19 protein-coding genes and 1 pseudogene are annotated in these 23,059 nt (G+C 66.2%); 7 read left to right on the forward strand and 13 right to left on the reverse strand.

Annotation, left to right across the window (positions count from 1 at the left end; translation table 11 throughout):
* Positions 1-31: 31 nt before the first annotated feature.
* Entirely contained in the window at positions 32-2,296 is a 2,265-nt protein-coding gene (locus tag G9465_RS25485) for a hypothetical protein (RefSeq protein ID WP_227015782.1), read from the reverse strand.
* A 361-nt stretch (positions 2,297-2,657) separates the two neighbouring features.
* On the opposite strand from G9465_RS25485, the gene G9465_RS01235 reads away from it, so the two are divergent.
* On the forward strand, positions 2,658-3,191 hold the full coding sequence (locus G9465_RS01235; protein WP_166966784.1) for a halocyanin domain-containing protein: 534 nt from the start codon (positions 2,658-2,660) through the stop codon (positions 3,189-3,191).
* 6 nt (positions 3,192-3,197) lie between these two features.
* Here the strand turns inward: G9465_RS01235 and G9465_RS01240 are convergent, their stop codons facing one another.
* A complete protein-coding gene (locus tag G9465_RS01240; protein ID WP_166966786.1) occupies positions 3,198-3,779 on the reverse strand; it encodes a peroxidase-related enzyme in 582 nt (193 codons plus the stop codon).
* 113 nt (positions 3,780-3,892) lie between these two features.
* Here G9465_RS01240 and G9465_RS01245 point away from each other — a divergent pair, with 113 nt between their 5' ends.
* Complete coding sequence (locus G9465_RS01245) at positions 3,893-4,255, forward strand: NifU family protein (protein ID WP_166966788.1); 363 nt, start codon at positions 3,893-3,895, stop codon at positions 4,253-4,255.
* Positions 4,256-4,504: 249 nt separating this feature from the next.
* Here G9465_RS01245 and G9465_RS01250 read toward each other — a convergent pair whose 3' ends face one another.
* The 3 genes from G9465_RS01250 to G9465_RS01260 are packed head-to-tail and all read right to left on the reverse strand — an operon-like array spanning position 4,505 to position 7,741.
* Complete coding sequence (locus G9465_RS01250) at positions 4,505-5,413, reverse strand: carbohydrate ABC transporter permease (protein ID WP_227015665.1); 909 nt, start codon at positions 5,411-5,413, stop codon at positions 4,505-4,507.
* Positions 5,414-5,415: 2 nt separating this feature from the next.
* On the reverse strand, positions 5,416-6,336 hold the full coding sequence (locus G9465_RS01255) for a carbohydrate ABC transporter permease (protein ID WP_166966790.1): 921 nt from the start codon (positions 6,334-6,336) through the stop codon (positions 5,416-5,418).
* A gap of 7 nt (positions 6,337-6,343) precedes the next feature.
* On the reverse strand, positions 6,344-7,741 hold the full coding sequence (locus G9465_RS01260) for an ABC transporter substrate-binding protein (protein WP_166966792.1): 1,398 nt from the start codon (positions 7,739-7,741) through the stop codon (positions 6,344-6,346).
* A 130-nt stretch (positions 7,742-7,871) separates the two neighbouring features.
* Between G9465_RS01260 and melA the strand changes: the two are divergent.
* Positions 7,872-9,178 (forward strand): annotated as a pseudogene (gene melA / locus G9465_RS26220) (alpha-galactosidase).
* A gap of 110 nt (positions 9,179-9,288) precedes the next feature.
* On the opposite strand, the gene G9465_RS01270 reads toward melA, so the two are convergent.
* The 4 genes from G9465_RS01270 to G9465_RS01285 form a co-directional block, all read right to left on the reverse strand.
* Positions 9,289-10,470 (reverse strand): ABC transporter ATP-binding protein, encoded by a 1,182-nt coding sequence (locus G9465_RS01270; RefSeq protein ID WP_166966794.1) that lies wholly within the window; start codon positions 10,468-10,470, stop codon positions 9,289-9,291.
* A gap of 323 nt (positions 10,471-10,793) precedes the next feature.
* The gene (locus G9465_RS01275) at positions 10,794-11,609 is read right to left on the reverse strand and encodes an SDR family NAD(P)-dependent oxidoreductase (protein ID WP_166966796.1); all 816 of its coding nucleotides are present in this window, start codon (positions 11,607-11,609) and stop codon (positions 10,794-10,796) included.
* A gap of 101 nt (positions 11,610-11,710) precedes the next feature.
* A complete protein-coding gene (dgoD, locus tag G9465_RS01280; protein ID WP_166972835.1) occupies positions 11,711-12,901 on the reverse strand; it encodes a galactonate dehydratase in 1,191 nt (396 codons plus the stop codon).
* An 816-nt stretch (positions 12,902-13,717) separates the two neighbouring features.
* Positions 13,718-15,706 (reverse strand): beta-galactosidase, encoded by a 1,989-nt coding sequence (locus tag G9465_RS01285; protein WP_166966798.1) that lies wholly within the window; start codon positions 15,704-15,706, stop codon positions 13,718-13,720.
* A gap of 190 nt (positions 15,707-15,896) precedes the next feature.
* Here G9465_RS01285 and G9465_RS01290 point away from each other — a divergent pair, with 190 nt between their 5' ends.
* Positions 15,897-17,399, forward strand: a complete 1,503-nt coding sequence (locus G9465_RS01290; protein ID WP_166966801.1) for a sulfatase-like hydrolase/transferase — start codon at positions 15,897-15,899, stop codon at positions 17,397-17,399.
* Between the two features lies 1 nt (position 17,400).
* Positions 17,401-18,426 (forward strand): lysylphosphatidylglycerol synthase transmembrane domain-containing protein, encoded by a 1,026-nt coding sequence (locus G9465_RS01295; RefSeq protein WP_166966803.1) that lies wholly within the window; start codon positions 17,401-17,403, stop codon positions 18,424-18,426.
* A 124-nt stretch (positions 18,427-18,550) separates the two neighbouring features.
* Here the strand turns inward: G9465_RS01295 and G9465_RS01300 are convergent, their stop codons facing one another.
* Positions 18,551-19,666, reverse strand: a complete 1,116-nt coding sequence (locus G9465_RS01300) for a GNAT family N-acetyltransferase (RefSeq protein WP_166966805.1) — start codon at positions 19,664-19,666, stop codon at positions 18,551-18,553.
* On the reverse strand, positions 19,656-19,880 hold the full coding sequence (locus G9465_RS01305; RefSeq protein WP_166966807.1) for a hypothetical protein: 225 nt from the start codon (positions 19,878-19,880) through the stop codon (positions 19,656-19,658). Before G9465_RS01305 ends, G9465_RS01300 begins: the two co-directional genes overlap by 11 nt.
* A 125-nt stretch (positions 19,881-20,005) precedes the next feature.
* Here G9465_RS01305 and G9465_RS01310 point away from each other — a divergent pair, with 125 nt between their 5' ends.
* Positions 20,006-20,872: a 3-keto-5-aminohexanoate cleavage protein gene (locus G9465_RS01310; RefSeq protein ID WP_166966809.1), complete on the forward strand. Its 867-nt coding sequence runs from the start codon at positions 20,006-20,008 to the stop codon at positions 20,870-20,872.
* A gap of 277 nt (positions 20,873-21,149) precedes the next feature.
* Here G9465_RS01310 and G9465_RS01315 read toward each other — a convergent pair whose 3' ends face one another.
* A complete protein-coding gene (locus G9465_RS01315) occupies positions 21,150-22,046 on the reverse strand; it encodes a ketopantoate reductase family protein (RefSeq protein ID WP_166966811.1) in 897 nt (298 codons plus the stop codon).
* A gap of 85 nt (positions 22,047-22,131) precedes the next feature.
* Between G9465_RS01315 and G9465_RS01320 the strand changes: the two genes are divergently transcribed.
* Positions 22,132-22,695: a hypothetical protein gene (locus G9465_RS01320; RefSeq protein ID WP_166966813.1), complete on the forward strand. Its 564-nt coding sequence runs from the start codon at positions 22,132-22,134 to the stop codon at positions 22,693-22,695.
* A gap of 31 nt (positions 22,696-22,726) precedes the next feature.
* Here the strand turns inward: G9465_RS01320 and G9465_RS01325 are convergent, their stop codons facing one another.
* Positions 22,727-23,029, reverse strand: a complete 303-nt coding sequence (locus G9465_RS01325; protein ID WP_166966815.1) for a rubredoxin-like domain-containing protein — start codon at positions 23,027-23,029, stop codon at positions 22,727-22,729.
* Positions 23,030-23,059: the final 30 nt, after the last annotated feature.

A 23,059-nucleotide genomic window follows, 5' to 3' on the forward strand; every position in this document is an offset into this window, starting at 1 on the left:
GACTGCGACAAGTCGTTTGTGTTCCGGGCCGTCAACGCCGAAGCCGCCGCACTCGATCGACCGAACCGACGAGTACGAGGGCGACGAACAGGAGCGCCACCAGTCCGAGGTCGAACCCGGGACCGTCACCAGCGGACAGCCCCGAAGGCGGGTCGTTGTCCCACTGGTTGCCCTCGCTGACGTTCATCTGCCCCGCTTCGGTCCCCTCGACAGCGACGGTGCCGCCGGCGGCCGGGAACCCGATGGTGACCTCGTCGCGTTCGCCGGGGTCGAGTCGAACGGTCTCGTTGGCGACCGGGCGGCCGTCGACGGTGACGGTGAGGGTACGCTGGGCCGGCCGGTCCCCGGGGTTCTCGACCGTCGCGGTGACGTTGGTTTGGTACCCCTGTCTGGCCCAGTCCGGCGGGTTGGTGGTGTTGACGACCCGGACCTGCCCGGGTTCCAGCGAGGCCACGGCGAGCGACGAGAGGCCGTCCGCGGTGGCGAGATACTGGCCGGCACTGCTGTCGTACCGCGTCGGTAGCGCCGTCCAGCCCCCGTTCGTGTACCGATAGACGACGACGCTGTCGCGCGAGCGGTTGTCGGGCACGGCCTGCGCGTCAACGTCCACCGCGAGTCCCGCGCTCCTGACCGCCTCGTCGTCGATGCCCGTCTCGACGGGCACGTATCCCAGCGCGTCGCCGCGCGGGACCGGCGGCAACGGTCCGGAGTCGGTCGTCGGTTCGAACACCGTCGTCTCGACGGTCGACTGGTCGGTGGCGAACGTGACGTTCATACTGGAGAGCGTCACCGCGGGTACCTGCGAGGACCGATCGGTGAGGTCGAACGACGGCGTCGCGCTCTCTCCGGCAGCGGCCCCGCGAATCGTGATAGTGACGCCCTCCGCCGTCCGGGACTGCGTGATGCGTAACTGTTCGCGTCCCGGCGCGTTCGAATCGCCAGCGTCGTTCGAACTGCTCCCGAAGTCGTTCCCGTCGTCGTCTCCCGAGACGACCGATGGACCGCCGTCGTTCGAACTGGAGTCGTCACCGTCGGAGGGCCCACCACCGCCACCACCGCCACCGCCAGTGTTCGACGGCGCCGCAGTTGGCGCGTCAGTCGGCGGCGCGTCCGTGGGTGTCGGTGTGGGCGTCGGCGTCGGTGACGACGGGAACAGCGGCGGGAACAGCGGATCGGGCGTCCCGGTCGGTATCGGTGTGAGCGTCTCCGTCGGTGTGTCGGTCGGCGTCTCAGTTGGCGTCGGTGTCGCGGTTGGCGTTGACGAGTCTGTCGGGGTGGGCGTCGGCGTCGCCGTTGGCGTCGGCGGCGGAGTCGACGTCTCTGTCGGCGTCGGTGTCGGCGCAGGCGTGGGCGTCGGTGTCGGTTCCGGTGTCGGGGTGGGCGTCGGCGGCGGAGTCGACGTCTCTGTCGGCGTTGGTGTTGGCTCAGGCGTGGGCGTGGCCGTCGGTGTCGGTTCCGGTGTCGGGGTGGGCGTTGGCGGCGGAGTCGACGTCTCTGTCGGCGTTGGTGTTGGCTCCGGCGTGGGCGTGGCCGTCGGTTCCGGTGTCGGGGTGGGCGTCGGCGGCGGAGTCGACGTCTCTGTCGGCGTTGGTGTTGGCTCAGGCGTGGGCGTTGGTGTCGGCGCAGGCGTGGGCGTTGGTGTTGGCTCCGGCGTGGGCGTGGCCGTCGGTTCCGGTGTCGGTGTGGCTGTTGGCTCCGGCGTGGGCGTGGCCGTCGGTTCCGGTGTCGGCGTTGGTGTTGGCTCCGGCGTGGGCGTGGCCGTCGGTTCCGGTGTCGGCGTTGGTGTTGGCTCCGGCGTGGGAGTGTCCGTCGCGGTCGGCTCTGGTGTCGGCGTCGCAGTCGGTTCCGGTGTCGGTGTGGCTGTTGGCTCCGGCGTGGGCGTGGCCGTCGGTTCCGGTGTCGGTGTGGCTGTTGGCTCCGGCGTGGGCGTGGCCGTCGGTTCCGGCGTGGGCGTGGCCGTCGGTTCCGGTGTCGGTGTCGCCGTCGGTTCTGGGGTCGCCGTCGCGGTTGGCTCGGGCGTCGGCGTCGCTGTCGGTTCCGGCGTGGGCGTGGCCGTCGGTTCCGGTGTCGGTGTCGCCGTCGGTTCTGGGGTCGCCGTCGCGGTTGGCTCGGGCGTCGCCGTCGGCGGAATCGACGGCGTCTCGGTCTCTGTCGCCACCTGCAACGTAGTGTCTGGTGCGGAGACGGTCGCAGACGTATCTGCGAGCGCACCGGCACCCACGAGCGCCGTAGCGAGGGCAACTGAGAGGCTCAGGAAGAAGGCCAGCAGGAGACGCGAGAGTGGGCGGCGACCCATGGCGGCCCCTCCGTCTATCGCAGGAATAGTTACCCGCAGGCAAGGATTCGATAAGCCCGACTTATCGGGCTGTTCGACCGCCGGCGGAGTCGTGACACGGTGTGTGGACCACCCGCGTCCGAGAGACCGACCGCGGCGAACGTTCCCGCCCGCCAGCGCGGTGAGGACACCGTCGACGGGAGAGCGGAAAGCCGAGGTTGCGCCCCGCCAAAGCAGTGGGTGACTATCTCGTCCGGACTGCCGGTGACCGGTGCGACGAGATGCGACAGATGTGAGATGGCGGGCAGTTGACGCGTCGGCTGGGACGTCCGAGTCGAGAAGAGTACGGATAACTATCCTTCTGCGTAGGAGAGGATTAGCCATGACCCGACCCGCAGCGTCACGGCGGCAGTTCCTCCGAACAGCGAGTCTCGCGGGCGCCGTCGGCTTGGCTGGCTGCGGTGGCGACGGCGGCGGTGACGGTGGTGACGGTGGCGCTGACGGCGTCACCGGGGACGATTACCCGACGATAGACGAGTGGCTGACCGAGACGGAACTGGGCGGGGCGGACGACACGTACGACGGGTCGTTCGTCGACCAGCGAGACAGCGACAGCGTGACCGTCGACGTCGGCGCCGAGGGGAACGACGGGGCGTTCGCGTACGCACCGTCGGCGCTTGTCGTCGCCACCGGCACCGAGATACGGTGGAACTGGACCGGCGAGGGGAACCCACACAACGTCGAAGCGCTCCCCGAGGAGCAACTCGGCGAGTCCGACTACGAGTTCAGTTCCGGCGAACCCGAGGGCGGGTCCGGCGTGAAGTACACACGTACCTTAGACGAGGCGGGTATCCTCCTCTACCACTGCGAACCCCACTTCTCGCTCGGGATGAAGGGCGGCATCGCGGTAGAGTGAGCGGCCTCAGTCGTCGCCGCGGCCGAGGTCATAGAACTCGTCGTTGGGTCGCATATCCGCGAGATGGGCCAGTCTGTTCGAGAGGTTGAAGAAGGCCGCGACGCTGCCGACGTCCCAGACGGCGCGGCGACTGAACCCGTGGGCCTCCAGTCGCTCTACGTCGGCCTCGGTCACCGCGGCGGGTCGCTCGGTGAGTTTCACCGCGAAGTCGAGCATCGCACGGTGCGCCTCGCTGACGTCCGCCGTCCGGTGATTCGAGGCGATTTGCTCGGCCAGTTTCGGCGCGTCGGCGTAGATGCGCAACAGCGCCCCGTGTGCGACGATGCAGTACAGACAGTCGTTGACGCCGCTGACGGCGACGACTATCATCTCGACCTCCTCGCGTTCCAGTTCCGTCTCCTCGACGAGGGCGTCGTGGTAGGCGACGAACGCCCGGAAGTGTGAGGGGCGGTAGGCCATCGCCGAGAAGACGTTCGGCGTAAAGCCCGCGCGGTCGGTCTCCTCGTCGATGCGTGCTTGCAGGTCCTCGGGCAAGTCGTCGTAGTCGGGTACCTCGAAGCGCCGCATCGCGTCGTCCGTGTCAGCCATACACACACCGGCGTCGCGGGCGCGCTTCAACCTTGGCCCGACCGGGACTCGGCGCGGGGCCGAACGAATCAGTCCAAAGGTCTAAGCCTCCCCGGCCCGGACATACTGTCACTATGAGCACGGAAACAGAGGACGGGGACGACCTGCGCGAGCGCATCACGAACTTCCTGCGCCGGAACTTCCCGCAGATTCAGATGCACGGCGGCAGCGCGGCCATCGAGGAGATCGACCGCGAAGAGGGCAGCGTCACGATCCGTCTGGGCGGTGCCTGTTCCGGATGTGGCATCTCGCCGATGACCATCCAGGCGATCAAGACGCGCATGACCAAGGAGATCCCGGAGATCAACGAGGTCGTCGCGCGCACCGGGGCGGACCAGCAAGAGGGCATGGCCGGCGGCGCCAGCCCCTCCTTCCCCGGCGAGTCCCGCGGTGGCGACGTCGGCGGCGACGACGAAGGCCCCGAAGCGCCGTTCTGAGGCCAGACTTCTCCCGTTTTTCGCGGCCGACGAGCCACGCGTCTGCGTAGTCAGTGTCCAAGGTCGGCGGGTGCGCATCCACACTCATATGTAACCAGTTTGGAGACATATATCTAAAATTGCTGTTTCGATAGTGGCCTTGTTTCTGAAACCCTACATATATTCCGATAAGATATGGATTATATCTCCAATAAGGCGCTATTTGCCTCTATAATTTCGGAAACAGGTGTCGAGGTTCGTTTGATAGCCTCAGGCGCCCTTCATGCCGCCGCTGGCGAGGCCCTCGACGACCCAGCGCTGGACCAACGCGAACAGCACGACGACCGGAATCATCGTCACCGTCGCGGCGGTCAACAGCAGTTCCCACGCGACGGTGTTCTGGGACTGGAACAGCTGCAGCCCGAACGGCAGAGTTCGGGTCGCCGCCGTCTGTGAGAGGATAGAGACGAACAGGAAGTCGTTCCACGAGAGGATGAACGTATAGAACCCGGCGACGGTGATGCCGGGAAGCGACATCGGGATGATGATGCGTCCGAGGATATCGATATGCGAACAGCCGTCCATCTTCGCCGCCTCGTCTAACGACTTCGGGATGTCGTCGAAGTACCCTTTCAGCAGCCACGTCCCCAGCGGGATGCCCAGCACGGAGTGAGCGATGATGATGCCCACGAGCGAGTCGATGAGGCCGATGGTGAACATCATCAGGAAAAACGGGATCAGGATGAGCACGCGTGGCAGCATCTGCGTCCCGAGGAAGGTAAACAGTAGCCCGCTCCGTCCCGGGTACTCGAACCGCGACAGCGAGTACGCCGCCAGCGTCCCGACGACCAGCGTGATGGCCGTCGTCGCCGTCGCGACGATAGTCGAGTTGATGAAGTACTGCTGGAAGAGCCCGGTCGAGAGGACGGCAACGTAGTTCTGGAGAGTGAGGTCGCCCAACGACGGGATGAGCTGTGGCGAGTACAGGAACTCCGTCGACGTGAACGTCACCAGAACCATGTACGCCACCGGGAGCAACAGGAACACCATGTAGACGCCGATGACGGCGTAGACGGCCAGTGCCCGGCGTGGTGACATATCCTCTGTGAGCCACGCGTCGATTCGGTCGGCGAACGAGCGGTCGGTCGCTTGCGTCTGTGATTGGGTTTCGGTCGCCATGGTTAGTCACGTGCCTCCAGGTGAGCGTACACGACGGTGAACACCATCATGATGAGCAGCATCGTGACGCCGATGCTCGCGGCATAGCCCATCGCGTACTGCTGGAACGCCTGCTTGTAGATGTACGTCGCCAGCACCTCGGTGTTGCCCAGCGGGCCGCCGCCGGTCGAGAGGTAGATGATGTCGAAGTTGTTGAACGTGAAGATGACGTGGAGCACGATCATGATCATCGACACGTACGATATCTGCGGGAGCGTGATGTAGCGGAACCGCTGGAGCGGGCCGGCGCCGTCGAGACGTGCGGCCTCGTACTGCGTCTCCGGGATAGACTTCATCGCCGCCATCAGCGCGATGGCGTAGAACGGGACGTTCCGCCAGACGTGCATCACCACGACCAGCGGGAACGCCACGCCCGGTTGCCCGAACCACGCGGCCGTCTCCATCCCGAGGCTGCTGAGGACGATGTTTATCGGGCCGAACCCGGTCTGGGTCATGAACCGGAAGATGATGACCATCACGATGATCGGCAGGACCCACGTAATCATCGACAGACTGCGGAACAGGCCCGCGCCCGGCACCTTCTCCTTGAGCGCCAGCGCGAGGCCAAGCCCCAGCACGTACTGGAGAGACACCGCGAGCGCGGTGAGCAACACGGTGTGCCACAGTGCCGTCTGGAACGCCGGCGCGCCCGCCATCTGGGCGAAGTTCTGGAGGCCGACGAACGTCTTTTGCTGTGGGTTCAGCAGCGACGCCTCGTAGAAGGCCAGTTGGATGCCCCGGAGCGTGGGGTAGATGATGATGATGCCCATGAGGACGACCGACGGGAGTACCAGCGCGTACCCCAGCCAGGTGTCCTCGAGGAACGCCCGGAACTCGTCGACGTAGGCGCCACCCGTCGGTTCGGTATCGGTGCGCGTTGCCATGCGTGTCTCAGAGCTCGCTCGCCAGACTCTTCAGTTCGTCGTGGAACTGGTCACCGGCCTTGTACGGGTCGGTCTTGCCGTAGGCGACCTGCTGCATGTAGGTGTAGAAGGGGGAGCGGACCTGCCCCCAGCCGATCTTCGCCAGCGCGCGCCCGGTCTTGAAGACCTCGGTGAACGGCGACCAGTTCTCGTTGGTGATGGTCGACTCCACGTCCTTGTGGACGGGGGTCATGCCGTTCCCCTTCGCGTCCTCGCCCATCGCGGTGAGCGTATCGGGCGAGGCGAAGGACGCCGCGATGCCCTTCGCGGCCTCCTTCTGGTCGGAGTGCGTGTTGACCATGACGGGCTTGACTTCGAGGAACGTCCCCTTCGATGCGCCCTCGCCACGCGGGAGGTGGCCGACGAGCGTCTTGTTGTTGAGGATGTCCTTGGTCTTCTCGCTGTTGTTGATGTTGTCCCCGGAGGTCCAGCCGCGGAGCCACGTCCCACACTCGATGAACGCCCAGCGGCCGTTGAGGTAGCCGGGGTCGTTGACCTGCCAGCCGGTCCCGAGCGTGTCGGGGTCGCCGACCGGGTCGTCGGCGGCGTAGATTTGGTAGTACCAGTTGTCGAATATCTGGCCGAGCTGGTCGGCCTTGATGTTGAGCTTCCAGGAGTCGCCGTCGGGGACGTACAGTTGGTCGGTGTGCTGATAGACGTGGGACATCCACTCCTGAAACGCCCGCACGCTCCCCTTCTTGGTGCAGTTGTGGTAGGCGTAGATGTCGTCGTACTCGCTGTTTATCATGCGGCCGACCTCGTGGAACGCCGAAGCCGACTGCGGCACGTCCTGTCCGAGTTCGTCGAGGATGTCCTGTCGGACGATGAACGCCCGAGCGTTCCCGTTGTACGGGAGGCCGTACAGTTTCCCTCGGTAGGTCAGCGCGTCGAGAGCGCTCTGTACGTACCCGTCGTACCACGGGAGCCCCTCGGCGAAGCCCCCGATGGGTTCGAGGTGGTCGGCCTTGACGTACTCCGTGAGGTGGCTCAGGACCCCCTCGATGACGTCCGGGTCGCCCGTGCGGGCACCGGTGAGGAACTTCTGCCGGAGGTCCTCGTAGGCGAAGCGTCCCATTCTGGGCTCCTGACCGATACGCTCCTCGGCGTTTTTCAGGAACGTGTCCTTCCAGATAGGTTCTGTGCCGTCGTTGGGGAACGCGTAGTTCCAGAACAGCGGGGCGTTCCCGCTGTCACCGCTGCCACCGTCACCGCTGGTGGTACTGCCGTCTCCGGTGTCGCCGCCCATCTCGTCTGCGGCCCCGTCGCCGCCGGTGCCGCCACAACCGGCGAGTCCGGCCGCCGCGCCGACGCCGAGCGCTTTCACGAGTGACCGCCTGCTGAGTCCAGATGAACTACTGTCTGACATGGTGCAAACCCTAGCAGGGACATTGCCCTATCCCTATTTATAGTTTCCCCTGATTGACCGTGGACAACGGGTGCGACAGCGACCCACACGGCAGTAGGTTTATTACTTGGAATGCAGGAAAGTATGGTGCATGCCGAAGATTGCCTTCGTCGGAGCGGGTAGTATGGTGTTCGCCACGAAACTCGTGGGGGACATCCTCTCGTTCGACGACCTGAACGACAGTACCATCGCGCTGATGGACATCGACGAGCATCGACTCGACCAGACGACCCGCGTCGCCGAGGCGATGGTCGAGAACGAAGGCCTCGACGCGACGGTCGAATCGACCACCGACCGCGTCGAAGCGCTCGACGGCGCCGACTACGTCCTCAACATGATCAACGTCGGCGGCACCGAACCCTTCGAGAACGAGATACGCATTCCCGAGGAGTACGGCGTCGAACAGGCCATCGGCGACACCATCGGACCGGGCGGCATCTTCCGCGGCCTGCGGACCATCCCGACCATGCTCGACCTCGCCAACGACATGGAAGAGTTGTGTCCCGACGCCCTGCTGATGAACTACACGAACCCCATGTCCATCCTCTGCCAGACGATGTTCGAGGCGACGGACATCGAGACCGTCGGGCTGTGTCACAGCGTCCCCCACACCGCCGAGGCCATCGCCGACTACGTCGACGTCCCGAGGACGAACTGGAGTACTGGGTCGCGGGCGTCAACCACGTCGCGTGGTTCCTCGAAGCCACACACGACGGCGAGAGCGTCTATCCCGACCTCCGCGAGGCCTACGACGACCCCGAGACGTACGAGCGCGACACCGTGCGCTTCGAGATGATGAAACACTTCGGCTACTTCCCGACCGAATCCTCCCACCACATGTCCGAGTACGTCCCGTACTTCCGGACCGACGAGGAAACCATCGAGGAACTGACCGGCACGGACTACGCCGAGCGGATGCCCACCGCGACGTACCTGGAGGGATGGCAGGAACGCTCTGAGGAACGCGACGACCCCGAACTGGGCGTCGATCTGGACGAAGTGGGCGTCGAACGCTCCGAGGAGTACGCATCTCGGCTCATCCACTCCATCGAGACGGATACGACCCGCCGGTTCAACCTCAACGTCAGCAACGAGACCAACGCCATCGAGTCGCTCCCGACCGACGCCTGCGTCGAGGTCCCCGTCCTCGTCGACGGCACCGGCCTCCACCCGTGTTCGGTCGGCGAACTCCCCACATCCGTCCGCACCTTCCCCCAGCAACACACCAACGTCTACCAACTCGTCGTCGAGGGCGCACTGGAAAACGACCGCGAGAAGATCCACCGCGCGGTCAAACAGGACCCGCTCACGGCGGCCCAGTTGACCCTCCCGGAGATTCACGAGATGACCGAAGAACTGCTCGCCGCCAACGAAGCGTACCTCCCAGCGCTCCACTGACGACGCGTCACCGACAGCGTGCTATCATTTCTCCAGTCGCCACTCGAAGCGAGTGGCGACGCTCCCGAGTCCTCGAACAGGGCAGACGAGAAGACTGCCGGGCGAGTGGCTCACTCGACGCCGATTTCGACGCCGCTGACGTCGTCCAGACCGACTAGCGCCTCGACGTCGTCGCTGTCCGGCGGGGCGCGGTTTCGAAGCGCTTCGCCAGTTTTGCCGTCGAAGACGTGGATGCGGTCCTGCGGGAACTGCACGGTGAGCGTACGGCCCGACTCGATGACGATGTCGCCTTCGAGCGTCGCCGTGTACTGCTCGCCGGCGATGTCGAGGTAGACGTAGCTCACGTCACCGAGCGGTTCGGTGACCTGCACCGTCGGCGAGAGAGCGTTGTGGGTGCCCTCGGGCACCGCCTTCACGTCCTCGGGGCGGATACCCAGCGTGAACCGCGACCCGTGTCCCTCGATGTCGGCGTAGACGTCGTCGTCGAGTTCGTACTCGAAGGCGTCGTGGACCAGCGTCGGCGTCGGCCCCGACGTGTCGAGTTCGACGCCGAAGAAGTTCATCGACGGCGACCCGATGAACCCGGCGACGAACTGGTTGGCCGGTTCGTGGTAACACTCCAGCGGCGTCCCGAGTTGCTGGAGTTGCCCGTCGTCGAGGACGGCGATGCGGTCGGACATCGTCATCGCTTCGGTCTGGTCGTGCGTGACGTAGATGGTCGTCACGTCGAACTCCTGCTGGAGTTCCTGCAGTTCGGTCCGCATCTGCGTGCGGAGTTTGGCGTCCAGATTGCTGAGTGGCTCGTCCATCAGGAACACTTCCGGCTCACGGACGATGGCCCGTCCCAGCGCCACGCGCTGTTGCTGGCCGCCCGAGAGTTCGTCCGGTTTCTTGTTCAGCAGCGTCCCGATCCCCATCATCTCGGCCGCGTTCTGGACCCGGTCGTCTATCTCGTCCTCCGAGAGGTCCGTCGTCATCTTCAGCCCGAACGCCATGTTCTCGCGGGCCGTCATGTGCGGATACAGCGCGTAGGACTGGAACACCATCGCCATGTTGCGCGACTTCGGTTTCTTCTCGGTGACCGTCTCGCCGTCGAGGACGATGTCTCCCTCCGTGGGAGTCTCCAGTCCGGCTATCATCCGCAGCGTGGTCGACTTCCCACAGCCCGAGGGGCCGACCAGTACAATGAACTCGCCGTCGTCTATCTCCGCGTCGAACGAGTCGACGGCGACGATATCGCCGCCGTCGTCGTGGAATATCTTGGTGAGGTTCTGTATGGCTAATTCGCCCATGCCACATCCAATATTGTAGGAGGTGTTAAATCTTGCCACGCTCCACGCGGCGTCTCGCGACGGGGACCGAACGGTCGAACGGGGCGCATCCGTTTCCGATACGTGAACAGACGGCGGCCACCGAGTCGGACACTCCAGTTCGCACGTAGTTGTGTGCGCAGGCAACCGACCCACTCACACGAACCGGTGTCCGACGGTGCGACCGACAGCATCGAGCGGCCGATATTCGTCTCCGCATCGGCGGGTCGGTACCGTCGGCCCCTGCTGGTTCGCTGCCCGTACGCGTATCCGAAAGCGCGGTGGCGTGCTGTCCCGTCCGGGACTCACTCGACCCCGGTTCGGTACTCGCGGTACAGTCCGTCCTGCATCACCTGGCTCCGCCCACCGTCGACGAGGATGCTCTCACCCGTGACGAACGTCGCGTCGTCGCTGGCGAGGAACGCGGCCACCCCCGCGACGTCGGCGGGCGTGCCGAGGCGCCCAGTGGGGTGGATCTCCTCCGTGTACTCGTAGTCGTCGCCCAGTTCGTCTCGCGTGCGCTCTATCTCTATCCACCCCGGGTTGATGGTGTTGACTGTGATGCCGTGGGGCCCGAGTTCCAGCGCCATCGCCCGCGTGAGTCCGTTGATGCCCGATTTGACGGCGTTGTACGGGAACAGTCCGGGCATCGTCAGGAAGGCGTGATTCGAGGACATGTTGAGGACGGTGCCGCCCTCTGGCATCGCCTCGACGGCGTGTTTCGTACAGAGCCAGAACGAGCGGAAGTCCGTCTCGACGACGAACGCCCAGTCAGAGAGGGTGGCCTCGCTCGCCGTCGTCTCCGTCTGGACGCCCGCGTTGTTCACGAGGACGTCGACGCGGCCGTACTCGGCGACGGTGTGGTCGATTAGCGCCTCGATCTCGTCGGGGTCGCGCATGTCGGCCTGTACGAACGTCGCCTCGCCGCCGTCCTCGCGGATAGACGCGGCGACGGCCTCGCCGGGATCGCGGGAGCGGCCGGTGACGACCACTGAGGCACCTTCCGCGGCGAAGCGACGGGCGACGCCCTCGCCGATGCCCCGTGTCGACCCCGTGACGACGACGACGCGCTGTTCGTGACGGTTCGGTACGGCGTTCGCAGTCGGGTCTGTCGAAACCATCCATCGCCACTGCGCGCCCGACCGAGAAATATCCTCTGGACGACGGGCGAAGGTCGTCGCTCGGCCGTCGGCGCGAGACGGGTGCCCGACCGGTCAGGCCGTTACCACTCGGCGACGCTGCCGTCGTCGTGTCGCCACACCGGGTTGTGCCAGTCGACCTCTTTCTCGGCCTGTTCGCGGACGTACGACTCGTTGATTTCGACGCCGAGGCCGGGTTCGTCCGGGACGGCGACGTAGCCGTCCTCGTACTCGAACACCGACGGGTCGGCCAGATAGTCCAGCACGTCCGTCGTCTCGTTGTAGTGGATGTTCAGGCTCTGTTCTTGGATGAGCGCGTTCGGCGAGCAGGCGTCGACCTGTACGCAGGACGCCAGCGCGAGGGGGCCCAGCGGGCAGTGTGGCGCCATCGCCACGTCGTAGGCCTCCGCCATCGACGCTATCTTCTTGACCTCGGTGATGCCGCCGGCGTGCGAGAGGTCCGGCTGAATCAGGTCGACGGCGCCGTCCTCGAACACCTCCTTGTAGTCCCACCGGGAGAACATCCGCTCGCCCGTCGCGATGGGGATAGTCGTGTGGGCGGCGATGTCCGGCAGGGCCTCGTTGTGTTCGGGCAGGACCGGTTCCTCGATGAACATCGGTTCGTGCGGCTCCAGCGCCTTCGCCAACCGCTTCGCCATCGGCTTCGTGACGCGACCGTGGAAGTCGACGCCGATGTCCACCTCGTCGCCGACGGCCTCGCGTACCTCCGCCAGACGGGTGACCGCCGCCTCGACGGTCGCGGGGTCGTCGATGCGCTCTATCTCCGGGGTCGCGTTCATCTTCAGGGCGGTAAAGCCGGCGTCGACCTGTTCCCGGGCTTGCTCGGCCACGTCCGAGGGCCGGTCGCCGCCGATCCACTGGTAGACGCGGATGCGCTCGCGGGCGGCACCGCCGAGCAACTGGTGGACCGGCGCTCCGAGTTGCTTGCCCTTGATGTCCCAGAGCGCCTGGTCGATGCCCGCGATGGCGCTCATGAGGACGGGACCGCCGCGGTAGAATCCGCCGCGATACATCGTCTGCCAGTGGTCCTCGATGTTCTCGGGGTTCTCCCCGAGCAGGTAGGTGTCCATGAGTTCCTCGACGGCCGCTCCGACGGTGTGCGAGCGGCCCTCGACGACGGGTTCGCCCCAGCCGACGGTGCCGTCGGCCGTCTCGATACGGAGGAAGAGCCACCGGGGCGGGACCTCGAACAGTTCGTAGTCGACGATTCGGTTCGCGTCGCCGCCGTCCGTCCGTACGGTGCTGTCAGTCATCGGTGGGCGGTCTGGAGCGTCGTGGTAGTCGTCGCCGAGTCGTCCCGCCGTCGCCGGGGTACTGACTGTCCGGAACCACACGAAGCGAGTGACGGTGTCGGTGTCATCGTCCGTGAGTTTGTGGATGCCGTATTTAACCGTTGTGTCCACACGAGCGTCCGTAGTGCGGCGTGTCGTTCACGGTATGCGAACGTGCGGAGATTTCACACGAAGTCGGTGCGCCACGGGGCGTCGGTCACCTCGAGACGGCCGAACCTCGAACCGACCGTTCACGATGTGGAAACGGATGGCGGACGTGGACGTGACACAAACTCGTCTGGCGATACCTCGTCGAGACGCCGGACACGGGAGAAAACGACCGCACCGGCCGTGAGGACACAGACAACGGGCCTCCGCACGAATGCTAACAGAAGTACCCGTGTTATCGCTTTCCCGCGGAGTACGGGAGCGCCCGCGTTCACGAGGTATGAACGGCTCCGGAGAAACGAAGTTCGTCGGTCGGGCGAGGGAGTCGGCGGGACCGACCGAGTGGCGCAAGTAGTTTCATTTCTTACTATCAATCCTATAGTTTATAACGATACATCATACCGTACGCGGCTGGTCGAGCTTTTCGGCGTTTTTCCACCCACTGCACCGATTCTGCTCTCGATACATCAGGAGTTGAGGAAGACCAGTGTCGTCCTCGAATCGACAGCCTTCTATCGCCGTATTCGACGCCTTTGATACTTCTAGACCGTATTTTCTGTCACTACCATTCGAGACGTGGTAGAATAGTCAGATTTCTTTATATTATGCAGACTTCTATTTTCGCTAGTATTATTCGAGCCCGACCACGCCGAGAGGCGACTCGACCACGGCCACGTCGTACGCGCCGACGGTGTCGTCGCCGACGACGAACGCGGCGTCGGCCGGCACGGCGAGTGACCGTGGCTCACTCGTGAAGTTGGTGACCCACGTGTAGCCGTCGCGCTCTGCGGCGCGCACCCCGTCGGGGAGCGGGGCCGTGTGGGCGACGCCCGCGGTCGATAGCAGGTCCTCGGCAAGTGCGTCCGCGAGGCCCTCGCTGGGCCAGCACCCGACGGTCGTGACGGTGCCGTCGCCGACGCTGTCGTGGACGACGGCGGGTTCGCCGGCCGCTTCGCCGCTCCGGTACTGGCCGCGCGTCTCGGCCGCCGCGGGGTCGAGCCACCCGGCCCACGTCCGGAAGTCGTAGGCCTCACCGCGGTACTCGACGGCGGTGTCGAACTGCTCGGGGAGACTCTCGTGGCGGGCGACGCGCGCCCCCGCGAGGTCCGCGAGCGGGCCGGGCGCCAGCGTCTCGTGAAGTTGGTTGTACGGGTCCTTCTCGCCGGTTCGCGCGCCCAACAGGAGATGGCCGCCGGCCTCGACGAACGCGGTGAGGTGGGCGGCGAGGTCCTCGCCCGCGAGGTACAGCGTCGGCGCGACGGCGGCCGCGTAGCCGTCGAGGTCGGTCGACGGCGGGACGACGTCCACCTGCACGCCGCGCGCCCGGAGCGCGTCGTAGTACGCCCGGAGGTGCGACCAGTAGTGCCAGTCGGGCGAGTGCGGCTGAGATTCCGTGGCCCAGAGGCTCTCGTAGTCGTGGAGCAGTGCGACGGGCGCGTCGACGGGCGCGAGGTCGAACAGTTCCGGCGCGGTGGCGGCGGCGTCGCGGTATCCCCGGTCTGGACTGCCGTCCTGCTTTCGCAGGCCGGCGTGGTACTGTTCCTGCCCTTGGCGACAGCGGCGCCAGCGGAAGTACAGCACCGCGTCCGCGCCGTGGGCGACGGCGTGGTGGGCCCACAGACGCATCGCACCCGCCCCGGGTTGCGGGGCGTGGGGTGGCCAGTTCACGTCGCCGGGTTGCTGTTCGAGCACCCAGAACGGCGCCCGTTTGGCACCGCGGTAGATATCGTGGTTCATCCCCACTTCGTCCGGGTCGCCGGCCCGCAGTTCGTCCGTGGTGGGTTCGCCGGGTTGGCGGTCCTGTACGAACCCCGTCGGGTAGGAGTCCCATCCGAGGAAGTCGAGGTCGTCGGAAAGCGAGTAGGCGTCGAGCGTCGGGAAGTCGCCCATGAAGTTGTGCGTGACGAACCAGTCGTCGTTCGCCTCGCGAATCAGGTCCGCGTGCAGGCGGTTGTACTCCACGACGCTGTCGTTGGCGAATCGGTAGTAGTCCAGCAGGCGCGAGGGGTGGTGTTCGGCCGGCGTCGGCCCCGGCGGGTCGACGGCCGCGAAGTCCGGGTACTGCTGGCTCCAGAAGGTGTTGCCCCACGCCTCGTTCAGCGTCTCGACGTCGCCGTACGTCGATTCGAGCCACTCCCGGAACGCCGCCGCGCAGTCCTCGCAGTAACACCGCACGGTCCGGTGACAGCCGTACTCGTTGTCGGCCTGCCACCCGGCGACGTGGGGGTCGTCCGCGTACCGTTCGGTCATCGTCCGAACGATGCGTTCGGTCTCCTCGCGGTAGGTCGGCGAGTTGAAGCAGGTGAACCGGCGGCTCCCCCACTCGCGCGGAGTCCCGTCGGCGTCGGCCTGTCGAATATCCGGATGCTCGTCGACCAGCCACTTCGGCGGCGTCGCCGTCGGCGTACACAGCACTGCCTCCATGCCGTAATCGCCGACGAGTTCGACGGCCTCGTCCAGCCAATCGAAGTCGAACTCGCCCCGTTCCGGTTCGACGCGCGCCCACGAGAACTCGGCCATGCGGACGTATTCGAGGCCCGCCTCGGCCATCTGTTCGACGTCGGTCGCCCAGCGCTCGCTGGGCCAGTGCTCCGGGAAGTAGCAGACTCCGAGTGTCATACTCGCTCGGGCGAGGCGGTGTGGCATACGTCTTGCCCCCGAAGACGGCGATGCCCGACGCCGTCGGCGCGAACCGGAATCCGCCCCGAAACGGACGTAGAGTGTCTGTTAGGGCAGTTCTGGTCGGCGAGTCGTCACACTGTCGGCAGAAATCACACCGTTTTAACGTCGTCGCGGAGATGGTCCCAGTATGACCGACACGGGCGGGTCGAACGTGCTTTTCGTCGTACTGGACACTGTCCGGAAGGACCGACTGTCCGTCTACGACCCCGACATGGAGACGACGCCACGGCTGGCCGAGTTCGCGGAGGAGGCCGCCGTCTTCGAACAGGCCGTCGCGCCGGCCCCGTGGACGCTCCCCGTCCACGCCTCGCTGTTCACCGGGAAGTACCCCAGCGAACACGAGGCCACGCAGGAGAACCCCTACCTCGAGGGGTCGACCACGCTCGCTGAGTCGCTGTCGGCGGCGGGCTACGACACCGCCTGTTACTCCTCGAACGCGTGGATTACCAGTTACACGAACCTCACCGCCGGGTTCGACGACCACGACAACTTCTTCCAGATAATGCCCAGCGAACTCCTCTCGGGCCCGCTGGCGACCCTCTGGAAGACGATGAACGACAACGACACCCTGCGCGGGGTGGCCGACCGACTCGTGCAGGTCGGCAACAAGATTCACGAACACCTCGCCGAGGGTGGCGGCGGCGACACCAAGACCCCGCAGGTCATCGACAAGACCATCGACTTCGTCGACGAGAGCGACGACTTCTTCGCGTTCATCAACCTGATGGACGCACACCTCCCCTACCACCCGCCCGAGGAGTACGCCGAGGAGTTCGCGCCCGGCGTCGACTCGACGGAGGTGTGCCAGAACTCGAAAGAGTACAACTGCGGCGCCCGGGACATCGACGACGAGGAGTGGGCCGACATCAAGGGCCTCTACGACGCGGAACTGGCCCACATCGACGACCAGCTAGACCGTCTGTTCTCACACCTGAAAGAGACGGGCCAGTGGGACGAGACGACGGTCGTGGTCTGTGCGGACCACGGCGAACTGTTCGGCGAACACGGCCTCTACGGCCACGAGTTCGGCATCTACGACCCGCTGGTGAACGTCCCGCTGATGGTCAAACACCCCGACGTCGAACCGGGTCGGGACGACGAGACGGTGGTCGAACTGGTCGACCTCTATCACACGATTCTGGACGCGGCGGGCGCGGAGGGCCGCGGCGAGTCGCTCCAGTCGGCCCGCTCCCTGCTGTCGGCGGACTACCGCGAGTTCGCCGGCGAAGTAGGCGGCGTGCCCCGCGGTGAGGTTGGCTTCGTCGAGTACCACCAGCCAGTGGTCGAACTGCGCCAGCTAGAGGGGAAAGCCCAGTCGGCGGGCATCGAACTGGACGAGCAGTCCCGCTTTTACTCCCGGATGGGCGCGGCCCGTACCGCCGACGAGAAGTACATCCACTGTACCCGCATCCCCGACGAGGCCTACGACGTGGCCGCCGACCCCGGCGAGACGGAGAACCTCGTCGGCACCGACGCCGAACCCACCCACCTCGAAGACGCGCTGTGGGCCTTCATCGAGGACGTCGACGCCGACTGGCCGGACGAGGCCGACGGGGCCGACGGCGAAGTCTTAGACGAGATGGACGACGACACCAAAGACCGCCTGCAGGACCTCGGCTACATCGACTGACGTGAGTTCGGACAGCGCCGCCCTCGACTTTGCCGACAGACGCACCGTCGCCCAGATACTGCTGGGTTTCGCCGTCGCGGGGCTGGTCGTCTACCTCCTCGTGGACTTCGTCGGGACGGCCGACGTCGTCGCGGGCCTCCTTCGGGCGGACCTCGGGTGGCTGGCGCTGGCCTGCGTCTCGACGGCGCTCTGTCTCACTGCGTGGGGGAAGGCGTGGCAGATAGTGCTCGGTGTCGCCGGCATCGACGAGTCGTTCTCCCGTCTCGTCGTCACCTACTACGCCGCCACCTTCGCGAACTACGTCACGCCGCTGGGACAGGCCGGCGGCGAACCGTTCATCGCCTACGTCCTCTCGCGGGACACCGAGGCGAGCTATCAGGATAGCCTCGCGAGCGTCGTCACGGCGGACCTGCTGAACCTGTTCCCGTTCGTCACGTTCGCTGGCGTCGGCTTCGCGGCCCTGCTGTACGGGAGTTCGCTCCCCGAGGCCATCGAACCGCTGGCCGGGGGCCTCGTCGTCCTCTCGGTGGGCGTCCCCGTCGTCGCCGCCGTCGGCTGGCGGTTCCGAAAGCGACTCGGCCAGACGCTGCTCGACGTGGTCGCGCCGCTGGCCAGAAAGACGCCGCGCGTCACGCTCGCGGGCCTTCGAGAGCGACTGCGCGAGACCGAACAGGCATTCCAGCGCATCGCCCGCGACCGCCGCGCCCTCGTGGAAGCGCTGTTCTTCTCGTACGTCGGGTGGGTGTTCTTCGCGCTCCCGCTCTTTTTCGCCGCGGAGGCCATCGGCGCGGAACTGACGGTCCTGCTCGTGTTCTTCATCGTCCCGGCGTCGACGCTTGCCGGACTGGTCCCCTCGCCCGGCGGGTCCGGGGCCGTCGAGACGGCGCTGGTCGTCCTCGTGGTGGCGCTGACGAGTATCGGCCAGACGGACGCGACGGTCATCGCTATCCTCTATCGGGTCGCGAGTTACGTGTTCGCGCTGTTGCTGGGCGGCGCTGCAGCGCTGTACGTGCTGAAGCGGAACTAGCGATAGGGTGTCGGCAGACTGCTTGCATCTGGCAGACACGGCCGACGTGACGACCCGTCAGTGGGGCTTGCCGGCTGTTCGTGCGTGACGAGGTAGTCGGACGTGAATTCGCCCTCGTTCGTTCCTAGGTCGTGTTGTGTTCGACGAACGTCGGCCGCCAGTTCGAGATGTCACGCAGGTCCCGTCCCGCGACGCGCCAGTCGCCGTCCGGCGGGATGGGCGAGACTATCATCGTCGTCGGGGTCGCAAGCGGTCGGAGCGGGAGGCGCTGGTCGCTGTGGAACCCGAAGGCCGCGAGCAGGGCAGGCGGGATAGCGTCGCCGCGAACCGCGATCACCGTCGAGTCGGTGTGGTCGGCGAGCAGCCGGTCCAGCAGGGCCGGGAGCGCCCGGTCGCGTTCGGCGTCGCCGAGCAACGGAACCACGTCGACGACGTTGGTGACGTGTCCCGTCTCCGTCTCCCGTGTCCCCGTGACGACGCCGGCGACGGGCCGACCCCCGAGACGGGCCGTGTAGACCGTGTACTCCCACCGCGGGTTGCCAAATCGGTACTCGAAGAACTGCTCGTCGCGGTAGGCGTGAATCTCGGTCGGCGGGCGCCGTCGGTAGAGGCGGGCTAGCGTCGACGCCGGTATCTCGGTGTGGCGGGTGACGCTCACCTCGTCGGGTACGTCGACTCGGCGGCCGCGGGCCCGGAGATACGTCCGCGCGGCCCGGTCGCCGGCGACGGCGGCGAGTCGATTGTCCACGCCGGCGTAGGCCGCGGGGTCCTGCACGCGGTAGTACGTGGTGTGTTCGCCGGCTATCTCACAGCCCAGTTTCGCCAGCCCAGCGGTCGTCATCTGGTTGGGTACGTTGAACGTAAAGTCGGCACCGCCGTCGGCGTAGTCCTCGAACAGGCGCTGGCTCATCCGACTGAACAGGCCTCGTCGGCGGTGGTCCTCGTGGACCATCGTCTCACAGGACTGGATGGCTGTGTGGTAGGTGTCACCCGCCCGCATCTGGAAGGCGAGGTTCGGGCGCGCGCCGACTATCCGGCCGTCGCGTTCGGCGACGACGATGGGTGCCTCCGGGAGATACGGGTTGTCGGCGAACTTCCAGTCGAACCACCCGCTGGGATACTCCGGCCAGATGCGCTCGTGCAGCGCCATGAACCCCTCGCGGTCCTCGGGCCGGTACCACCGAATCGTGTAGTCGTCGTCGGACTGGCGTCGCTCGACGGTCCGCGCCCTAGTCGGCATCGGTGAGGTCCAGACCGGGGACTAACTGGTCGCTGCCGAGGTGGTGTCGCTGATAGACAGTGCAGTGGGTCTCGTGGTCGAAGTGCGCACGGTCGTTACACAGGTCGGCCGCCATCGGCGACACGAACGCCCCCTGTATCTCACAGTAGGGCCGTTCGTGGTCGAACGAGTGCTCCCCGTCGGTGTCTCGGTAGTCGAGATGTGGGCAGACCATCGCCGTGAACGACAGCCCCGGCGCGTTTGGTTATGGTGGCCATTCTACACGTATAAGGTCGTTACCAGCCTTCTAAGGCCGATAGCCGTGTTGTAACGAAGTGCCGAACGGTGCGAGTGATACCAGTGCCATACGACGACTACCACCGGCAAAAGAAGGTCATCGTCACTGTTGCCACCACGGGCGCAGTCCACGGCAAGGACGCCAATCCGAACCTGCCCGAGCAGCCAGACGAGATTGCCCGACAGGTAGCAGCCTGTGAGGACCTCGGGGCGTCTATCGCCCACCTCCACGGTCGGAACGAGCACGGTGAGAACGACGCATCGCGGCTTCAGGCGGTCAACGACGCGGTTCGAGAGCACTGCGACGACATCATCGTCCAGAACACCACGGGCGGGCAGAGCCCCTACGAGCGTCGCGTCGCGGGAATCCGGACGAACCCCCCGCCGGAGATGGCCTCCCTCGATCTGGGGCCGTTCAAACGCGACAAACACATCATCACGAACCACACCCGAAACAACATCGAGCGCCTCGCCGTCGAGATGCAATCGAAAGGCATCAAGCCGGAACTGGAGGTGTTCAACTCCGGCCAGCTCGCCGAGGTCAGACGGCTCGTCGACGAGGGGATAGTCGAGGAACCGCCGTACGTCAACCTCATCTTCGGCGGGTCGTTCACGCCCGCGAACCCGCAGACGCTTCTCACCATGGTCGATAACATCCCAGACGGCGCGGAGTTCAACGTCCTCGCCATCGGCCCACACCAACTGCCGCTGACGACGATGGCGGTCCTGCTGGGCGGGCACGTCCGCGTCGGGATGGAGGACAACCTCTACTACCGCCGCGGCGAGAAGGCACAGAGTAACCAGCAACTCGTCGAGCGTACCGTCGAGATCATCGACCGACTCGACCGGGAGGTGGCGACGCCAGACGAGGCCCGCGAGATGCTCGGCATCTCTCGACAGCAGGTCGAACAGCCCGCCGACTGGGACTGAGCACGCGTCGGTGGCTCGTCCGTTCGAGACGTGGACAGTCGAGCAGTCAGCTACTGGTTCGGCCCCGGCGACGACACAGCGCGGCGGTAGGTGGCACCTACGGCCAGTTCAGAGCGGGATATCGACGGGGAGCGACCGAAGACGCGATTCGAGAGCGTGAGAAACTACGTCGGCCCAACCACTGGTCGTCACCGCACTGGGCTGGTCGCGTCGCTGCTCTGCGGGACACTTCGGTCACCGCGTCGCCGTTCGAGCGGGCGGTTCACTCGACCGCTCGCTACGATTGCTCGTCGCCTTCGTCCCCCGCTTCCCACAGTCGAAGCAACCGCGTCAGCGTCTCGTTGACCGGCACCGTCCCCTCGCCGTGTTCGACGACGTAGCCGTTGATGGCGTCTATCTCCGTTCGCCGGCCCGCCTCGACGTCCTGCAACATCGACGACCGGTTGGCGGCGGTGTCTCGACTCACCCGTCGGGCCAGCGAGACGGCGCGCTCGGCCGAGAGGTCGACACCCTGCGTGCGGGCCACGCGGGCCGTCTCGCGGGCGGCGTCGGCGGCGAGTTCGCGTCCCGGCCCCGCTGTGAGCGCGCCGTTCTCGACGCGGGCGAGTGCCGTCGTCGCGTTGATGGCCGCGTTGACCGCCAGTTTCTCCCAGAGACGCGTCGGCATGTCTGTCGCCACCGTCGTCTCGACGCCGGCGGCGTCGAACGCCGAACCCACGTCGTCGGCAAGCGTCGAAGGGCCGCCCTCGCGGGCACCCAGCACCACCTCGCCGCGACCGGTAAACTCGACCCGACCCGGATCGGCCAGTCTGGCGCCATAGGTGCAGGTACCCGCCAACACCGGACAGTCCAGTTCGGCCGCGAGCGTCGATTCGTTGCCCATCCCGTTCTGGACCGAGAGGCAGGCGTCGAGCGAGCAGTCGGTCAGCGCCGCGGCGGCGTCGGCGGTGTCGTAGCTCTTGACCGCCACCAGCGCGAGGTCGGCGCTGTCCGGTGGGTCGGTGTCGGCCGCCGGGTCGACGTGGACGGATTCGGCGCCGACCACGTCCAGTCCCTCGCGCTCGACGGTGCCGACGTGTGGCTCCCGGCCGACCAGCGTCACGTCGTGTTCGCGGGCGAGCAACCCCCCGAGGAGGGTCCCGAGACTCCCCGCACCGACGACGGCGATGTGCATGCGCGACGAGAGGGCGGGGCCGTACAAAAGGGTTCCAACGCGGACAGACCACCAGCCACAACAGCACCGGTCACGAAGCTGGCGTATGGACGAGATGGACACCGAGTCAGACGCCGACCGGATGGCCGAGGCCATCGACGCCGTCGGGGTCGACCGCCTCACCGACGCCATCGTCGACGCGTGGGAACAGGCGGGACTGGACACCGGAACGCCGACGTGGCCCGACGACGGGCCACGGTTTCGGGTTCGCCCGCCCGCAGGCGACACGGAGGCGCGGGTCGATGCGCTCGCGGCGGTGCTAGACGCGTCGCCGCGTCGGCCCGACGAACTGTTCGTGTACCTCGACGTCGGTCGGCGGGCGGGCCTCACCGGGCGCCCACGCTTCGAACTAGAGACGCTCTCGGGCCACGCCGACGTCACCGTCGACGGCGACCACACCGCCGGCACCGTGCCGCTCACCGGCGAGACGTTCGACGCCGTCACGACGCTCGTAGACGAGGTGACCTACCTCCTCGTCCGGGACGCCGACGGCGTCGCGCTGGTCGAGTGGCGCGAAGAGACGGTTCGGTTCGCCGTGCCCGAGGACGCGCTGTCGGCGGTGAAAACGGGGCTCGACGCGGCGACGGCCGACCGCGTCGAGCGGTGCTGACTCGACGGACGCGGGAATCGGGACCGGACGCTCAGTCTTCCTGCCAGTAGTAGATATCCTCTTTCGGGGCGCCACAGGCCGGACACTCCTCGGGGAGGTGCTCTATCTGGCCCATCTCACCGCACTCCCAGCAGCGCCACATCAGTTCGGCCTCGCCGGCCTTGCCCGTCGAGAGGTGTTCGCTGGAGAGCGCCTCGATACCGTCATCGATGGTCACGTAGAAGCCGTGCTCGTCGAAGCCCCGTATCGTCCCGAGTTCGTTGCCCTCGTCGTCGTACACCGGCTGTCCGAACGAGACCTCGTCACTCTCCGTGTGTGTGGACATATCGCTCATACAGACTGACAGTCACGCCGAAGTGTGTTA

It is taken from the genome of Haloarcula sp. JP-L23, assembly GCF_011602445.1.
Taxonomy (GTDB): domain Archaea; phylum Halobacteriota; class Halobacteria; order Halobacteriales; family Haloarculaceae; genus Haloarcula; species Haloarcula pellucida.

Excerpts from the sequence above, each read along its gene's own strand:
- G9465_RS01255 (WP_166966790.1), bottom strand. The coding sequence starts at position 6,336 with ATGGCAACGCGCACCGATACCGAACCGACGGGTGGCGCCTACGTCGAC.
- G9465_RS01235 (WP_166966784.1), top strand. The coding sequence starts at position 2,658 with ATGACCCGACCCGCAGCGTCACGGCGGCAGTTCCTCCGAACAGCGAGT.
- G9465_RS01305 (WP_166966807.1), bottom strand. The coding sequence starts at position 19,880 with ATGGTCTGCCCACATCTCGACTACCGAGACACCGACGGGGAGCACTCG.
- G9465_RS01325 (WP_166966815.1), bottom strand. The coding sequence starts at position 23,029 with ATGAGCGATATGTCCACACACACGGAGAGTGACGAGGTCTCGTTCGGA.
- dgoD (WP_166972835.1), bottom strand. The coding sequence starts at position 12,901 with ATGACTGACAGCACCGTACGGACGGACGGCGGCGACGCGAACCGAATC.
- G9465_RS01275 (WP_166966796.1), bottom strand. The coding sequence starts at position 11,609 with ATGGTTTCGACAGACCCGACTGCGAACGCCGTACCGAACCGTCACGAA.
- G9465_RS01315 (WP_166966811.1), bottom strand. The coding sequence starts at position 22,046 with ATGCACATCGCCGTCGTCGGTGCGGGGAGTCTCGGGACCCTCCTCGGG.
- G9465_RS01240 (WP_166966786.1), bottom strand. The coding sequence starts at position 3,779 with ATGGCTGACACGGACGACGCGATGCGGCGCTTCGAGGTACCCGACTAC.
- G9465_RS01285 (WP_166966798.1), bottom strand. The coding sequence starts at position 15,706 with ATGACACTCGGAGTCTGCTACTTCCCGGAGCACTGGCCCAGCGAGCGC.
- G9465_RS01260 (WP_166966792.1), bottom strand. The coding sequence starts at position 7,741 with ATGTCAGACAGTAGTTCATCTGGACTCAGCAGGCGGTCACTCGTGAAA.
- G9465_RS25485 (WP_227015782.1), bottom strand. The coding sequence starts at position 2,296 with ATGGGTCGCCGCCCACTCTCGCGTCTCCTGCTGGCCTTCTTCCTGAGC.
- G9465_RS01290 (WP_166966801.1), top strand. The coding sequence starts at position 15,897 with ATGACCGACACGGGCGGGTCGAACGTGCTTTTCGTCGTACTGGACACT.
- G9465_RS01270 (WP_166966794.1), bottom strand. The coding sequence starts at position 10,470 with ATGGGCGAATTAGCCATACAGAACCTCACCAAGATATTCCACGACGAC.
- G9465_RS01250 (WP_227015665.1), bottom strand. The coding sequence starts at position 5,413 with ATGGCGACCGAAACCCAATCACAGACGCAAGCGACCGACCGCTCGTTC.
- G9465_RS01300 (WP_166966805.1), bottom strand. The coding sequence starts at position 19,666 with ATGCCGACTAGGGCGCGGACCGTCGAGCGACGCCAGTCCGACGACGAC.
- G9465_RS01320 (WP_166966813.1), top strand. The coding sequence starts at position 22,132 with ATGGACGAGATGGACACCGAGTCAGACGCCGACCGGATGGCCGAGGCC.
- G9465_RS01245 (WP_166966788.1), top strand. The coding sequence starts at position 3,893 with ATGAGCACGGAAACAGAGGACGGGGACGACCTGCGCGAGCGCATCACG.